The sequence below is a fragment of the Nocardioides sp. zg-1308 genome (assembly GCF_013155375.1).
GTDB classification, from domain to species: Bacteria; Actinomycetota; Actinomycetes; order Propionibacteriales; family Nocardioidaceae; genus Nocardioides; species Nocardioides renjunii.
On sequence record NZ_JABJQY010000004.1, the window covers coordinates 787,570 to 803,233 of the forward strand.

General features: G+C 72.4%; 13 protein-coding genes, 1 tRNA gene and 1 rRNA gene. 7 read left to right on the plus strand and 8 right to left on the minus strand.

Annotation, left to right across the window (positions count from 1 at the left end):
- Positions 1-57 precede the first annotated feature (57 nt).
- The 4 genes from HN031_RS18495 to HN031_RS18510 form a co-directional block, all read right to left on the minus strand.
- Positions 58-129: transfer RNA gene (locus HN031_RS18495), tRNA-Val, on the minus strand.
- Between the two features lie 167 nt (positions 130-296).
- Positions 297-782, minus strand: coding sequence for a peroxiredoxin (locus HN031_RS18500; RefSeq protein WP_172273596.1), 486 nt, complete (start codon positions 780-782; stop codon positions 297-299).
- Positions 779-2,482 (minus strand): AMP-binding protein, encoded by a 1,704-nt coding sequence (locus HN031_RS18505; protein ID WP_172273599.1) that lies wholly within the window; start codon positions 2,480-2,482, stop codon positions 779-781. The genes HN031_RS18500 and HN031_RS18505 overlap by 4 nt, the downstream gene beginning before the upstream one ends.
- Complete coding sequence (locus HN031_RS18510; RefSeq protein ID WP_172273602.1) at positions 2,479-2,907, minus strand: DUF3052 domain-containing protein; 429 nt, start codon at positions 2,905-2,907, stop codon at positions 2,479-2,481. The genes HN031_RS18505 and HN031_RS18510 overlap by 4 nt, the downstream gene beginning before the upstream one ends.
- A gap of 182 nt (positions 2,908-3,089) precedes the next feature.
- On the opposite strand from HN031_RS18510, the gene aceE reads away from it, so the two are divergent.
- Entirely contained in the window at positions 3,090-5,873 is a 2,784-nt protein-coding gene (gene aceE, locus HN031_RS18515; protein ID WP_367650817.1) for a pyruvate dehydrogenase (acetyl-transferring), homodimeric type, read from the plus strand.
- Positions 5,874-5,909: 36 nt separating this feature from the next.
- Here aceE and HN031_RS18520 read toward each other — a convergent pair whose 3' ends face one another.
- Positions 5,910-6,881, minus strand: a complete 972-nt coding sequence (locus tag HN031_RS18520; protein WP_322423879.1) for an alpha/beta fold hydrolase — start codon at positions 6,879-6,881, stop codon at positions 5,910-5,912.
- Between the two features lie 177 nt (positions 6,882-7,058).
- Here HN031_RS18520 and HN031_RS18525 point away from each other — a divergent pair, with 177 nt between their 5' ends.
- The 6 genes from HN031_RS18525 to HN031_RS18550 all read left to right on the plus strand — a co-directional run bounded on the left by HN031_RS18525 (position 7,059) and on the right by HN031_RS18550 (position 13,641).
- A complete protein-coding gene (locus HN031_RS18525) occupies positions 7,059-8,231 on the plus strand; it encodes a CdaR family transcriptional regulator (RefSeq protein ID WP_172273605.1) in 1,173 nt (390 codons plus the stop codon).
- A gap of 80 nt (positions 8,232-8,311) precedes the next feature.
- Positions 8,312-9,496 carry an acyltransferase domain-containing protein gene (locus HN031_RS18530; protein WP_172273608.1) on the plus strand — a complete coding sequence of 395 codons (1,185 nt, stop codon included), beginning with the start codon at positions 8,312-8,314 and terminating at the stop codon, positions 9,494-9,496.
- Positions 9,496-10,506: a beta-ketoacyl-ACP synthase III gene (locus HN031_RS18535; protein WP_172273611.1), complete on the plus strand. Its 1,011-nt coding sequence runs from the start codon at positions 9,496-9,498 to the stop codon at positions 10,504-10,506. Before HN031_RS18530 ends, HN031_RS18535 begins: the two co-directional genes overlap by 1 nt.
- 90 nt (positions 10,507-10,596) lie before the next feature.
- The gene (locus HN031_RS18540) at positions 10,597-10,842 is read left to right on the plus strand and encodes an acyl carrier protein (protein WP_129456799.1); all 246 of its coding nucleotides are present in this window, start codon (positions 10,597-10,599) and stop codon (positions 10,840-10,842) included.
- Between the two features lie 93 nt (positions 10,843-10,935).
- Positions 10,936-12,189, plus strand: coding sequence for a beta-ketoacyl synthase (locus HN031_RS18545; RefSeq protein WP_172273614.1), 1,254 nt, complete (start codon positions 10,936-10,938; stop codon positions 12,187-12,189).
- A 21-nt stretch (positions 12,190-12,210) separates the two neighbouring features.
- The gene (locus HN031_RS18550) at positions 12,211-13,641 is read left to right on the plus strand and encodes an acyl-CoA carboxylase subunit beta (RefSeq protein ID WP_172273617.1); all 1,431 of its coding nucleotides are present in this window, start codon (positions 12,211-12,213) and stop codon (positions 13,639-13,641) included.
- A gap of 70 nt (positions 13,642-13,711) precedes the next feature.
- Here HN031_RS18550 and HN031_RS18555 read toward each other — a convergent pair whose 3' ends face one another.
- The 3 genes from HN031_RS18555 to rrf all read right to left on the minus strand — a co-directional run bounded on the left by HN031_RS18555 (position 13,712) and on the right by rrf (position 15,662).
- On the minus strand, positions 13,712-14,242 hold the full coding sequence (locus HN031_RS18555; protein WP_172273620.1) for a DUF3145 domain-containing protein: 531 nt from the start codon (positions 14,240-14,242) through the stop codon (positions 13,712-13,714).
- 167 nt (positions 14,243-14,409) lie between these two features.
- Positions 14,410-15,417: a tetratricopeptide repeat protein gene (locus HN031_RS18560; protein WP_172273623.1), complete on the minus strand. Its 1,008-nt coding sequence runs from the start codon at positions 15,415-15,417 to the stop codon at positions 14,410-14,412.
- A gap of 127 nt (positions 15,418-15,544) precedes the next feature.
- A 5S ribosomal RNA gene (gene rrf, locus HN031_RS18565) occupies positions 15,545-15,662 on the minus strand.
- Between the last annotated feature and the right edge of the window lie 2 nt (positions 15,663-15,664).

Here is a 15,664-nt window from a genome sequence, read left to right on the forward strand (position 1 = left end):
GCGGCGTGAGCCGTCCGTGAGGCGCTGATGAGAGGCCTCTCATGCACGAGGATCCGGTGCGTCGGGACGGTTTCGAACCGCCGACCGCTCGGGTGTAAACCGAGTGCTCTACCGCTGAGCTACCGACGCGCAGTGGCACACACTACGGGACCTGCCCGGGGCGCCGGGACCGGCTCTCGACCGCGGGAGAAATGAGTTGAGCCGCTGGCGTCTCGGGTCACCAGCGGCTCAACAAGAAGAAGATTACACCAGTCCGCAACAGCGTCCCGGGATTCACGGAAAAGGCCGCGAGGTGTCTAGACCAGACCCGGACCGACGGCGGCGTGCAGCTCGCGGAGGTGCTCGTCGAGGTCGCGTCCGTCCGGGTTCGCGTTGTGCACGGCCCACCGCAGGCGGCCCTCCCGGTCCACGACGTACGACGAGCGCCGCGGGGCGCCCTTGACCGGGTCGAACACCTCGTAGGCCGAGGCCACCGCGCCGTGCGGCCAGTAGTCCGAGAGCAGCGGGAAGTTGAGGCCCTCCCCCTCGGCGAAGCTGCGCAGGGCGTAGACCGAGTCGCAGGACAGTGCCAGCACCTCGGTGTCGAAGGACAGGAACTCGTCGAGCCGGTCGCGCACGCCGGAGAGCTCGCCGGTGCACACGCCGGTGAACGCGAACGGGAAGAACATCAGCGCCACGGCCTTGCGCCCGCGGAAGTCGCTGAGCCGCACGTCCTGGCCGAACTGGTCGCGCAACGTGAAGTCGGGTGCCTCGTCGCCGATGCACAGGCCCTCGCCGTTCACGCCTTCTCCTTGCCGTCCCTCGTGCCGTCCTCGGTGCCGGTCCCCGGGTCGTCCCCGGGTTGCTCGTGCGGGGGCCGGTCCAGCCGGGCGAGCTCCCGCTTGAGGACCTTGCCCGTGGCGTTGCGCGGCAGCTCGTCGAGGAACACGATCTCGCGGGGCACCTTGAACCTCGCCAGGTTGACCCTCACGTGCTCGCGCAGCTCGTCGTCCGACACCTCGCCGGTGCGCACCACGAAGGCGCGCAAGCGCTGACCATAGTCGTCGTCCTCGACGCCCACGGCAGCGACCTCCCGCACGCGCTCGTGGGTGACCAGGCAGTCCTCGACCTCCTGCGGGAAGACGTTCTCGCCGCCGGAGACGATCATGTCGTCGTCCCGTCCCGCCACGTGCAGCCGGCCGGCGTCGTCGAACCAGCCCACGTCGCCCGACGACATCAGCCCGTCGACGACCTCCTTCGACCCGCCGTGGGTGTAGCCCTCGAAGAGCAGCGCGTTGCCGACGAAGATCCGCCCGGTCTCCCCCCGGGGCAGCTCGCGACCGGACTCGTCGAGGATCCGCACGACCGTGCCGTGGGGCGGCCTGCCCGCCGAGGTCGGGTCGGCCCGCAGGTCCTCGGGCGTGGCGATCGAGGCGTAGGCGACCTCGGTGGAGCCGTAGATGTTGTAGAGGTTGTCACCGAAGCGGTCCATCCACGCCTCGGCGAGCGTGGCCGGCAGCGCGGAGCCCGACGACGCCACGACCCGCATGCGGGACAGGTCGATCCCGTCGAGCACCCCGGGATCGAGCGCGAGCATCCGCTGGAGCATCACCGGGACCACGACCATCGACTCGCAACGCTCGTCCTGCGCCGTGCGCAGCGCGGTGACGGGGTCGAACGTCCTCCGCAGCACCAGCGTCGAGCCGAGCAGCATCGCCAGCGCGAGGTGCGCGAAGCCCCAGGTGTGGAACAGCGGCGCCGCGACGTGCGTGCGCCACCCCGCCCGCAACGGCATCCGCGAGAGCAGCGAGACCGCGGCGTCGATGCCGGCCTCCTTGCGCGGCGCCCCCTTGGGCGCGCCGGTGGTGCCGGAGGTGAGGATCACGATCCGGGCGTGGCGTGCCGGCGGCTGCAGGTCGCCCTCGTCGTACGCCGACACCAGCTGCTCGAGCGTCTCGACCCCTGCCGGCGGGACGCCGTCGGTCCAGGCGAGCACGCGCCGCTCGACGGCGGCCCCGGCCAGCAGGTCGGTGAACTCCTCGTCGTGGACCACCATGCTCGGCACCTCGCGGTGGATGACGTCGACGAGCTGGGGGCCGGCGAAGGAGGTGTTGAGGTAGAGGATGTCGGCGCCGAGCTTGGCCACGGCGATGGTGGCGTCGAGGAACCCGCGGTGGTTGCGGCACATCACCGCGACCGAGTCGCCCTCGCCCACGCCGCGCTCGCACAGCGCCCTGGCCAGGGAGTTCGAGCGTCGGTGCAGCTCGCCCCAGGTCAGCTCGCCGAGCTCGTCGACGACGCCCACCTCGTGCGGGGCACGGGCGGCGAGGCCGGCGAACCCGCCGGCCGGGCCGGTGCCCCACCGGAGCACCACGCGGCCGACGCCGGCGAGCGTCCGCGGGCCGTGGGCGCGGATCACGCCCGCCCTGCCGAGCACCCGGACCGTGGTGGCGGCCCCGCCCGCCCTCGTGGTGAGGGCGCGCGCGAGGCCGCGACCGGTCACGCGGGCGTCTTCGGGGCGACCAGGCGGGTCGCCTGCCAGTCCTTGCTGACCGCGGCCGTGGTCGTCTGCGACAGGCCCGCGACGGGTGCCGCCTCGGCGATGTCCGCCGGGTCGACGGTCCCGGGCCTCCCGACCTTCGGCGTCAGCAGCCAGATCGAGCCGCCGCCCACCAGGTCGGTCAGCGCGTCGACGAGGCCGTCGACCAGGTCGCCGTCGTCGTCGCGCCACCACAGCAGCACCGCGTCCACGACGTTGCCGTAGTCACCATCGACCATGTCTGCGTCGATCCGGTCCTCGACCGCGACGCGCAGCTCGTCATCGGTGTCGTTGTCCCAGCCGAGTTCCTGGACGACCATGCCGGGCTTGAGCCCCAGCCGATCGCCCGTGCCGGTCGCCGGGGCAGAGTCGCCCACCGTCGAGCTCACGCAGTGCCTCCAATGTCCGGGTACGCCTGTGACAGGCGGGGATTGCGCATAGTCCACCCGAACACAGCAGGCGCCGCAACCCCGGCCCGTCCGTCGAGCGTGTCGGTGGGACGCGTCTCACGGCAGATGCCGCTACCCATGGGTAGATTTCGTGGCGCCGCGTCGCGTGACACGATGAGTGAGTGAGTGACGCTGACAAGTCCCGCAAGAGCCCGGCCATCGCGTCGGTGATCCACGAGGGACTCCCCACCCAGCTGCCGGACATCGACCCCGACGAGACCCAGGAGTGGCTCGCGTCCTTCGACGCGATGCTCGACGACCGGGGCCGCGACCGGGCTCGCTACGTGATGCTGCGCCTCCTCGAGCGTGCGCGCGAGAAGCAGGTCGGCGTCCCGGCCCTGCGCTCGACCGACTACATCAACACCATCCCGCCGGAGCGCGAGCCGTGGTTCCCCGGCGACGAGGACGTCGAGCGCCGCATCCGCGCCTTCATCCGCTGGAACGCCGCGGTCATGGTGTCCTCGGCCAACCGCAAGGGCCTTGAGGTCGGCGGCCACATCGCCACCTACCAGTCCTCGGCGAGCCTCTACGAGGTCGGCTTCAACCACTTCTTCCGCGGCAAGGACCACGAGGGCGGCGGCGACCAGATCTACATCCAGGGCCACGGCTCGCCGGGTGTCTACGCCCGCGCGTTCCTCGAGGGCCGCCTCAGCGAGGAGCAGCTCTACCGCTTCCGCCAGGAGGTCCAGCACGGCCGCGGCGCCGGCCTGCCGTCGTACCCCCACCCGCGGCTCATGCCCGACTTCTGGGAGTTCCCGACGGTCTCGATGGGCCTGACCGCCATCAACTCGATCTACCAGGCCCGGTTCAACCGCTACCTCGACAACCGCGGCATCAAGGACACCGACCAGCAGCACGTGTGGGCCTTCATGGGTGACGGCGAGATGGCCGAGCCCGAGTCGCTCGGCGCGATCCGAGTCGCGGCCCGCGAGGAGCTCGACAACCTCACCTGGGTCATCAACTGCAACCTGCAGCAGCTCGACGGCCCGGTCACGGGCAACGGCAAGATCATCCAGGAGCTCGAGGCCAACTTCCGCGGTGCCGGCTGGAACGTCATCAAGGTCGTGTGGGGCCGCGAGTGGGACGCGCTGCTCGCCAAGGACGTCGACGGCGTCCTGGTCAACCAGATGAACACCACGCCCGACGGCGCCTTCCAGACCTACTCGACCGAGGACGGCGCCTACGTCCGCGAGCACTTCTTCGGCGGCGACCCGCGCCTGCGCACGATGGTCGAGCACATGAGCGACACGCAGATCGAGAAGCTGCCGCGCGGTGGCCACGACTACCGCAAGGTCTACGCCGCGTTCGACGCCGCGACCAAGCACACCGGGCAGCCGACGGTGATCCTCGCGCACACCATCAAGGGCTGGACGATCGACGCCCTCGAGGGCAAGAACGCCACCCACCAGATGAAGAAGCTGACGCTCCCCGACCTCAAGAAGTTCCGCGACCGGCTCTACCTGCCGATCAGCGACCGCGACCTCGAGGAGTCCTACGAGAAGACCGGCGGAGCGCCGTTCTACCACCCGGGCGCCTCCTCGCCGGAGATCGACTACATGCTCGAGCGCCGCAGGGCACTCGGCGGCTCGATCCCCCGCCGGATCAACCGGTCCACCGCGCTCAAGCTCCCCGGCGACGAGCTCTACGCCGAGCTCAAGCAGGGCTCGGGCAAGAACAAGTTCGCCACGACCATGGCCGTGGTGCGCCTGCTCCGCGACTGGATGAAGGACCCGGAGATCGGCGAGCGCCTCGTCCCGATCGCCCCCGACGAGTACCGCACCTTCGGCATGGACTCCATGTTCCCGAGCGCCAAGGTCTACAACCCCGGCGGCCAGCAGTACGAGTCGGTCGACCGCAAGATGCTGCTCTCCTACAAGGAGTCCGCGCAGGGCCAGATGCTCCACGAGGGCATCTCCGAGGCGGGTGCCATGGCCTCGGCGACGGCGGCCGGGTCGGCCTACGCGACCCACGGCGAGCACATGATCCCGTTCTACATCTTCTACTCGATGTTCGGGTTCCAGCGCACCGGTGACTCGATCTGGGCGATGGCCGACCAGCTCGCCCGCGGCTTCCTGATCGGCGCGACGGCCGGGCGCACCACGCTGACCGGCGAGGGCCTCCAGCACGCCGACGGCCACTCGCCGCTGCTCGCGGCGACCAACCCGGCGGTCGTGCACTACGACCCCGCGTTCTCCTACGAGATCGCCCACATCATGCAGGACGGCCTCGAGCGGATGTACGGCTCGGGCGGGCCGGAGGGCCAGGGCGAGGACGTCATCTTCTACCTGACCGTCTACAACGAGCCGGTGTCGATGCCGGCCGAGCCGGCCGACGTGGACGTCGAGGGGATCCTGCGCGGCATCCACCGCGTGTCCACCGCCGACGGCGAGGGCCCGCGCGTCCAGCTGATGGCCTCCGGCGTCGGCTTCCCGTGGATCCAGGACGCGGCGCGGATGCTCGCCGAGGACTGGGGCGTCCAGTCCGACCTGTGGTCGGTGACGTCGTGGAACGAGCTGGCCCGTGACGGCGCCGCCGCCGAGGAGTGGAACCTCCTCAACCCCGGCGAGCAGCACCGCACCGCCTACGTCAGCGACAAGCTCGCCGGCGCCCGGGGTCCGGTCGTCGCGGTGTCCGACTACATGCGGGCCGTCCCGCTGCAGATCGCGCGCTGGGTCCCGGCCGACTACCGGGTCCTCGGCGCCGACGGGTTCGGCTTCGCCGACACCCGCCCGGCCGCACGTCGCTTCTTCCACATCGACGCGCCGAGCGTCGTCGTCCAGGCGCTGCAGGCGCTCGCGGACGCCGGCGAGCTGCCCGCCGAGAAGGCGGTCGAGGCAGCCCAGCGCTACCGGATCGACGACCCGACGGCGACCAAGGACATCAAGCAGGAGGGCGGCGACGCCTGACGGCGCACGCCGTCCCCGACGCCGGCCCGCCGCGGGTCACCCCGCGGCGGGCACCGGCGTCACGGGGGGCTCCCCCGCCTCCGCCTCGGCCGGGACCACGGGCGCACCCTCCTCGAGGAGCTCGCGCCACCGCTCGCGGTCGTGCCGGCTCGGCTCGGTCGTGCGGATGAAGTCGCGCAGGATCCGCACGAACCGCTCGGGATGGTCCTTGTGCGGGAAGTGGCCGGCGTTCGGCACCACCTCGATGCGCGCCGTCGGGGCGAGCTCGCCGGCGTTCTGCGCGTGGGCGACCGGGATCACCTGGTCGTCGGCCCCCCAGATGACGCACATCGGCATCGCCTCGGTAAGGTAGGCCCGGTCGGCCATCGTGATGACCTGGCCCTTCCAGTCCACCACCGCGCGGACGACGTGCCGGATCGCCGCCCGGGTCTGGGGGTCCTTGAAGGAGTCGTAGATCGCGGCGACCTCGCCGAGGTCGCGCAGCTCGGGCACGCCGGTGCGGGAGAGCACCCGCAACGCGGTCGTGGTGACGTGGCGCAGCCCGGGCAGCGTGAGCAGGCCCATCACCTCCTGGAACCCGGGGGTGGTGACCGCGCGGATCGCCGGTGACACCTCGGGGCCGAGGCCGCCGGACGCCACCAGCACCAGCCGCTCGGTGCGCTCGGGGTACTGGTAGGCGAACTGCATCGCCACTCCCCCGCCCAGGCTGTGCCCGACCACCGTCGCGGTGTCGACGCCCAGCACGGTGAGCAGGTCCCGCATCCCGTTGGCGTAGCCGCCGACGCTGTAGTCGGCGCGCGGCTTGTCCGAGCTGCCGTGGCCGAGGAGGTCGGGCGCGATCACGGTGTGCGTGCGCGACAGCTGCCCGATGACGGGGTCCCAGGTCGTGTGGTCGCAGCCGAGCCCGTGCAGCAGGAGGACGACCGGCCCCGAGCCCGCGCGGACGTACGCCCGACGGTGCCCGTGCACGGTGACGTGCTGCAGGTGCGGGGCGGCTCGGCGGGGCACTCGGACTCCAACCGGTCAGGACAGGTGCCGGATTCAACCAGACGGGACGCCGTCGTACCCCGCCACGACGGTGACGATGCGCAGTCGTGACCTGCGGCGCCCGCCACCGGCGACCGTCCCGCCCGGGGGCCCTTCGTGGGAACCCCACGAGAACCGCTGCGGCACTACAGTCGTCCCATGCCACCGTCCAGACGCCGCGCAGCCGAGGCGCTGCGCAGCTCGTCCGGGACGCTGAGCACCGCCGCGACGGGCCGGATGGCCACTGACCTGCCCTGGTTCGCCGACCTCAGCGCCGAGGACCGCTCCTGGGTCGGGCTCATCGTCCAGGCCGGCATCCGCGGCTTCGTCGACTGGTACGACCGCGAGGTCGAGGTCTCCTCCCACGACCCGCTGGACGTGGTGGTCTTCGGCGCCGCACCCCGCGAGCTGACGGGGGTGATCTCGCTGCAGCAGACGGTCGAGCTGGTGCGGCTGAGCATCCGCGTGGTCGAGACCAACATCGACGCCCTGCTCGACCCGGAGGACGTCGGCGAGGTCCACGACGCCGTGCTCCTCTACGCCCGGGAGGTGGCCTTCGCCACCGCCGCCGTCTACGCGCGGGCCGCCGAGTCCCGCGGCGCCTGGGACGCCCGCCTCGAGGCGCTGGTCGTCGACGCGGTCGTCCGGGCCGAGGCCGACGAGACGGTCCTGTCGCGCGCCAGCGCGCTCGGCTGGGGCGCCCACGGCGACGTGGCCGTCGTGCTGGGCGCGGTTCCCCCGCACCGTGCCGAGCTCGACGTCTTCGAGTCCGTACGCCGCTCCGCACGCGTCGGCGACATGGATGCACTCTGCGCCACGCAGGGCGAGCGGCTCGTGGTCGTGCTCGGCGGCGTCACGGATCCGCTCAAGGCCGCGACCCGGTTGCTCGACCACTTCGGTGACGGACCGGTGGTGGTCGGACCCGTGACCGCTGACCTCGCCCACGCCAACGCCTCGGCCCGCGCCGCGCTGTCGGCCCACCGAGCGGCCAGCGGCTGGCCGGACGCACCCCGTCCCGTGGCCAGCCGCGACCTGCTCCCCGAGCGCGCGCTCGCCGGCGACGGGCACGCCCGGCGACACCTCGTCGACGAGGTCTACCTCCCCCTCATGGCCACGCGCGGCACGCTCCTCGAGACCCTCGGCGCCTGGTTCGAGCACGGCGCCTCCATCGAGGGGACGGCCCGTGCGCTCTTCGTGCACCCCAACACCGTGCGCTACCGGCTGCGCCAGGTCTCGGAGCTCACCGGGTGGTCGCCGACCCGTCCCCGGGAGGCCTTCGCCCTCCAGCTCGCGCTCATCCTCGGCCGCCAGTCCGGCCGCACCGAGTTGTAGGAAACCTCCAACGATCCCCGGGTGAGTTTCGTCGGCGTCGGACCCGCGAGCGGAGCCGCGCACCCGGCAGAGTGGACCCCGTGCTCGTCATCGTCGCCCCCGGCCAGGGGGCCCAGACCCCCGGCTTCCTCACGCCCTGGCTCGAGGACCCCGTCTTCGCCGCGCGGTTCGACTGGCTGGCCACCGTCGCCGACATCGACCTCGCCCACTACGGCACGAAGGCCGACGCCGAGACCATCCGCGACACCAAGATCGCCCAGCCGCTGCTGGTCGCGACCGGACTCATCGCGGCCCTCGACCTGTTCCCGCACCCCGCCGACGCTTTCGCCCGCATCGGCGCGGTCGCCGGCCACAGCGTCGGTGAGCTCAGCGCGGCCGCGGGCGCCCGGGTGATCACCGCCGAGCAGGCGATGGTCCTCGTCCGCGAGCGCGGCAACGCGATGGCCGACGCCGCCGCCACCACGGCCACCGGCATGACGGCCGTCCTCGGCGGTGACCGCGAGGAGGTGCTCGCGGCGATCGAGCGCCACGGCCTGACCCCCGCCAACGACAACGGCCCCGGCCAGGTCGTCGCCGCGGGCACCATGGAGCAGCTCGCCGCGTTCGCCGAGGACCCGCCGGCCAAGGCCCGCCTGATGCCGCTGAGCGTCGCAGGCGCCTTCCACACCACCCACATGGCGCCTGCTGTCGACCGGCTCGCCTCGCTCGCGCGCTCGGTCTCCACCCACGACCCGCGCACGCCGGTGATCTCCAACCGCGACGGCCAGATCGTCCACGACGGGCGCGACGTGCTGCGTCGGATGGTCGGTCAGATCGCCAGTCCGGTCCGCTGGGACCTGTGCCTGGAGACGATGACCGACCTCGGCGTCACCGGCGTCCTCGAGATGCCGCCCGCCGGCACGCTGACCGGCATCGCCAAGCGCGCGCTCAAGGGCGTCGAGACGTTCGCCCTCAAGACGCCCGACCAGCTCGACGCCGCCCGCGACTTCTGCGACAAGCACGGGGAGGCCTCGATGATCGAGACCACGCCGACCTGGCGCATGGTGGTCTCGCCCGCCAAGGGCACCTTCCACCTCTCCTCCGAGGCCGTCGAGCGCGACGTGCTCGCCCCCGGTGCGTCGATCGGCGCGGTCGCCAGCCTCCGCGACCGCACCGAGATCACGGCGCCCCACGGCGGCTCCGTCGTCGAGTGGCTCGTCGAGGACGGCGACCTGGTCTCCCCCGGGCAGCCGCTGCTGCGGCTCCACCCCGAGGCGACCCTCTGATGGCGGCGCTCACCGACAGGACCGGAGCCCCCCACGCCCGCATCATGGGCGTGGGTGCCTACCGACCCGTCCGGGTCGTCCCCAACTCCGACGTCGTCGACGCGATCGACTCCAGCGACGAGTGGATCCAGCAGCGCTCCGGCATCAGGACGCGCCGCTGGGCCGGTCCCGACGAGTCGGTGCAGATGATGTCCGTCGAGGCCTCGCGCATCGCCCTCGAGCGGGCCGGTCTCGACGCCGGCCAGATCGACTGCGTGGTCGTCGCGACGGTCAGCCACCTGCTCCAGACCCCGGCCGTCGCCACGGCGATCGCCCACGAGCTCGGCACCGACGCCGCCGCCTTCGACATCTCCGCCGCCTGCTCCGGGTTCTGCCACGGGATCGCCCTCGCCTCGGACCTCGTCCGCGCCGGCAGCTCCCGCTACGTCCTGGTCGTCGGTGTCGAGCGCCTGACCGACATCCTCGACCTCACGGACCGCGGCACCGCCTTCATCTTCGCCGACGGCGCCGGCGCGGCCGTCGTGGGTCCCAGCGAGACGCCCGGCATCGGCCCGGTCGTGTGGGGCTCCGACGGCGAGCAGTTCGACCTCATCCGGCAGCGCGAGGACTGGCGCGACGTCGTCGGCACCCCCGAGGTCCCCGGCAGTGGCGTGATGCCGCACCTCACCATGCAGGGCAACCCGGTCTTCCGCTGGGCGTCGTTCGCGATGGCCAAGATCGGCCAGCAGGCGCTGGACGCGGCCGGCGTGAGCCTCGACGACCTCGACGTCTTCGTGCCCCACCAGGCCAACATGCGCATCATCGACGCGATGGCCCGCTCGATGAAGCTGCCCGGCACCGTCCGGATCGCCCGCGACGTCGCCGAGCAGGGCAACACCTCCGCCGCGTCGGTCCCACTCGCCCTCGACCGGATGATGGAGGAGGGCGAGGCCAGGCCGGGCGACACCGCGCTCCTCATCGCCTTCGGCGCCGGCCTGTCCTACGCCGCCCAGGTCGTCACCGTCCCCTGACCAGTCCCGCGGTCCCCCGGACCACCCTCGAGACCGCCCCGCAAGCCCCTGATCCGTCCGAAGAACCACCCCAAGAAGAAAGGGAGGCCCATGGCCACCACCGAAGAAATCCGCGCCGACCTCGCTGACATCGTCAACGAGGTGGCCGGCGTCGACGCCGACGACGTCCAGCTGGACAAGTCCTTCGTGGACGACCTCGACGTCGACTCGCTCTCCATGGTCGAGGTCGTCGTGGCCGCCGAGGAGAAGTTCGGCGTGACCATCCCGGACGACGAGGTCAAGAACCTCAAGACCGTGGGTGACGCCGTCGCCTACATCGAGCGCGCCCAGGGCTGACGCCCTCTGGCCACGTCGCGGGTGGCCGGGCGAGCAGCCCGGCCCCCGCGACCACGGAAACCCTCACCCCCGCACGGAACGGAACCTCATCTGATGCCCTCGACCCGCGTAGTCGTCACCGGCCTCGGCGCCACCTCCCCCGTCGGTGGAGACGTCGCCTCCACGTGGCAGGCGATGCTCGCCGGCACGTCCGGCGTCCGGTACCTCGACGACGAGTGGGTCGACCAGCTGCCGGTCAAGATCGGCGGCCGCGTCGCCGTCGAGCCTTCCGAGGTCCTCGACCGCGTCAAGGCCCGCCGGCTCGACCGGTCGAGCCAGTTCGCGATGGTCGCTGCCGAGCAGGCCTGGGCCGATGCCGGGCTCGAGGGCTCCGGCCTCGACCCCGAGCGCCTCGCCGTCGCCGTCGCCTCCGGGATCGGCGGCGTCACGACGCTCCTGGCCAACTACGACGCGCTGCTCGAGAAGGGCGCGCGCCGCGTCTCGCCGCTCGCCGTGCCGATGCTGATGCCCAACGCCCCCGCTGCCAACGTGAGCCTCAAGTACGGCGCGCGCGCTGCCGTCCACGCACCCACGTCGGCCTGCGCGTCCGGCAACGAGGCCATCGCGATGGCCCTCGACCTGATCCGCCTCGGCCGTGCCGACGTCGTGCTCGCCGGCGGCACCGAGGCCGCGATGCACCCGCTGCCCATGGCGGCGTTCGCCAACATGATGGCCCTGTCCAAGACCGCCAGCGGCGACGACGGGCGCGACCCGTCGTCCGTCTCCCGTCCCTGGGACTCCGCCCGCGACGGCTTCGTGCTCGGTGAGGGCGGCGCCCTGCTCGTCCTCGAGTCCGAGGAGCACGCCCGCGCCCGCGGCGCCACGATCTATGCCGAGGTGCGCGGCGCCGGCATCAGCAACGACGCGCACGACATCGCGCAGCCCGACCCCGAGGGCCGCGGCGGCACCCGCGCCATCCAGATGGCGCTGCGCGAGGGCGACGTCGACCCCGCCACCGTGGTCCACGTCAACGCCCACGCCACCTCCACGCCCAAGGGTGACATCGCGGAGGGCCTCATGCTGCACGCCGTCCTCGGCGAGCACGTCGACCGCTGCGTCGTGACCAGCACCAAGTCGATGACCGGCCACCTCCTCGGTGGCGCCGGCGCGCTCGAGGCCGTCGCGACCGTGATGGCCCTGCGCGACCGGGTCAGCCCCCCGACGATCAACCTCGACGACAAGGACCCCGAGGTCCACCTCGACATCCCGACGTCGCGGCGCGACCTGCCCGACGGGGACATCGTGGCCCTCAACAACTCCTTCGGCTTCGGCGGCGCCAACGTCGCCGTGGCCTTCGGGAGCATCTGAACCGTCCCGGAAGGACCACTGATGACGACCACCGCGACCAAGCCGGTCAAGCTCCCGCGCGAGGACGACCCGCGCAACCCGGTCCACCGCCTCACCGCCCTGCTCGACGACGGCACCCTCGAGCTGATCACGCCCGACGACGACTCCGGCATGCTCGCCGCGGTCGGCCGGGTGGACGGCACCTCCGTGGTGGCCTTCTGCTCCGACGCCACCGTGATGGGCGGCGCGATGGGCGACGTCGGCTGCCGGGTCGTCGTGGACGCCTATCACCGCGCCATCACCGACGGCGTGCCGATCATCGGCCTCTGGCACTCCGGCGGGGCCCGCCTGGCCGAGGGCGTGCTGTCGCTGCACGCCGTCGGCCGCATCTTCCAGGTGATGACCCAGGCCTCCGGCGTCATCCCGCAGATCTCCGTCGTCCTCGGCCCCGCGGCCGGCGGCGCCGCCTACGGCCCCGCCCTCACCGACGTGGTGATCCTCGGCCCGGAGGGCCGCATCTTCGTCACCGGCCCCGACGTCGTACGGTCGGTCACCGGCGAGGACGTCGACATGCTGCGCCTCGGCGGTCCCGAGCCGCACGGGCGCCGCTCCGGCGTGGTGCACATCCTCACCGAGTCCGAGCGCGAGGCGCTCGACCGCGCCCGCACCGTCGCCTCGCTCCTCGGCGCCCAGGGCAGCCTCGCCGTGGAGTCCGTCGACGACCGCGACCTCGGCGCCCTGCTGCCCGAGTCCAAGAAGCGCGCCTACGACGTGCACCCGCTCGTCGACGGCCTGCTCGACGAGGGCACCGTGCAGGAGCTGCACGCCCGGTGGGCGCCCAACATCGTGACGGCCCTGGGCCGCTTCGGTGGGCGCACCGTGGGCGTGGTCGCCAACAACCCGCTGCGGCTCGGCGGCTGCCTCGACTCCCTCTCCGCGGAGAAGGCCTCCCGCTTCGTCCGCATGTGCGACGCCTTCGGCGTCCCGCTCGTCGTCCTGGTCGACGTCCCGGGCTACCTGCCCGGCGTGGGCCAGGAGTGGGACGGGGTCGTCCGCCGCGGCGCCAAGCTGCTGCACGCCTTCGGCGAGTGCGTGGTCCCCCGGGTGACCCTGGTGACCCGCAAGACCTACGGCGGCGCCTACATCGCCATGAACGCCCGCTCGCTGGGCGCGACGCGAGTCTTCGCCTGGCCGGGGGCCGAGGTGGCCGTCATGGGTGCCGTCGCGGCGATCCGCATCCTGCACCGGCGCAAGCTGGCCGAGGTCTCCCCCGAGATCCGTCCGCAGGTCGAGGCCGAGCTCGCCGCCGAGCACGAGCGCATCGCGGGGGGCGTCGACAAGGCCGTCGAGATCGGCGTCGTCGACGAGGTCGTGGAGCCGACGCGCACGCGCAGCGCCATCGCCGAGGCCATGCGCCACGAGATCGACACCGCCGGCGTACGCCGCGGGCGGCACGGCAACATCCCGCTCTGACCCGCCTCGGCGACGGGCGCCGGACGCGCCCGGCGCCGCGGTGCGGCCGCCCCTGCGGGACGGACAGGCGTCAGACGACCTGGTGGAGCCACCGCACGGGAGCGCCCTCGCCGGCGTGGCGGAAGGTCTCGAGCTCGTCGTCCCACGGCTTGCCGAGCAGGCTGTCGATCTCGAGCAGCAGCGTCGTGTCACCGAGCGCCGCCTTGACGACGGCCGCCTTCAGGCGGTCCTCCGGGATGAGGATGTCGCCGTGCGGTCCGGTGATCGCGTGGAAGATGCCCAGGTCGGGCGTGCACGAGAAGCGCGTGCCCTCGGTGGAGGAGGTCGGCTCCTCGGTGATCTCGAAGCGCAGGTGGTTCCAACCGCGCAGCGCCGACGCGACGGCGGCAGCGGTGCCGGCCGCGCCGGACCAGGACAGCTCCGCTCGGTACGCGCCCGGCTGGGCAGGCTGCGGCGTCCAGTCGAGCGAGACGGCAGCTCCGAGCACCCCGCCGACCGCCCACTCGATGTGAGGGCAGAGCGCGGAGGGCGCAGAGTGCACGTAGAGAATGCCCCGCGTCCCCGGACCGTCCGGGCGGGGAGCAATGCGTGTGGTCACCATGACCTCCTTGAGTTCCGACGCTCCAGATGCGCCTTCCCCAGCGTTCTGTCGTCGTTGCTCGATGGAGGTCGAGTGACACCTATGTGATTAGGGCTCCATTGTGGCCCATGAGGCGCGTGAATACCAGCACATGCCCAGGTCCGGGCGGGCCGGCCGCCACCGCGTGGTCAGGACTGGCGGCGCTCGAGCAGGTCGGCGCGTGCCGCGGCGTCGGTCAGCTCCTCGGAGTCGATCGCGTGCGTGCGGTGGAACCAGGCGAGCGCGTCCGACTCGCGACCGGCGGCCTCGAGCGTGTCGGCGTACGCGTAGCGCAGCCGCACGACCCACGCGGAGCGGCTCTTGGACGTCAGCGGCGCCAGCTCGAGCGTCCGGAGCGCAGCGTCGAGCTGCCCCATGTCCCGACGGGCGCCGGCCTCGACCAGGGTCATCTCCGCCTTCGCCTCGGTGCTGAAGTTCGCGACCGACGGGCTCTTGGCCAGCTTGATGGCCTGCTCGGGGTTGCCGAGCGCCCGGTGGCAGTCGGCCATGATGGGCAGGTAGTCGGTCGCGCCGTTCATCCGCTTGGCAGCACGCAGCTCGGCGAGCGCGTCGGCGTAGTGGCCGGCAGCGTACGCCGCCTCACCGGTGGCCTCGCGGACCACCGCGAGCCTCGAGGCCCGGGCGCGGGCAGCCAGCGTGTGCTGGTAGGCCGTCTCAGGGTCCTCGTCGATCAGCATGCCGGCAGCCGCGAGGTGGCGCGCCACCCGGGCCGCCAGCTTCTCGGGCAGGCCCTTGAGCTGCGCACGGATGCCGCGGTCGAGCTCGGCCCCGGTGATGTTCTCCGGCAGGTCCGGGCCGTCGTAGACCGCCTGCTCGCTCGTCCGGGGCTTCTCCTCCGAGCGCCCACGGTAGGCCCGGTCGCCTGAGCCGGACGGCTTCTTGCCGCCACCCTGGTAGCCACCGCGCGACGAGCCGGCCTTGCCGCGGGCGTCGCCGCGCTGACCGCCGCGCGAGTCACCGCGGGTGTCGCCGGCGCGGGAGTCCTTGCCACCGCCACTGCCTCCGCGGGAGTCCTTGCCACGGGAGGCGGCGCTGCCACCCCGGGGCGACGATCCGCTCCGCCCACCGGCCGAGCTGCCTCGGTCGGCACCCGCTCCACCTCGCGACGGACGCTGTCCTCGACGGTCCTCGGCCACGGCCGCTCACTCCTTCTGCTGTTGACTCCCCGGATACCGGGGCCACGCTACCCGCGCACGCTACTCGTGCGGGGGCCCGAAATGGCGCAGAGGCCACCAGGTATCTGGTGGCCTCTGCCAAATGTATGTCCGGCGGCGTCCTACTCTCCCACAACCTCTCGGTTGCAGTACCATCGGCGCTGAAAGGCTTAACTTCCGGGTTCGGTATGGGACCGGGTGTTTCCCGTTTCGCTATGGCCGCCGTAAC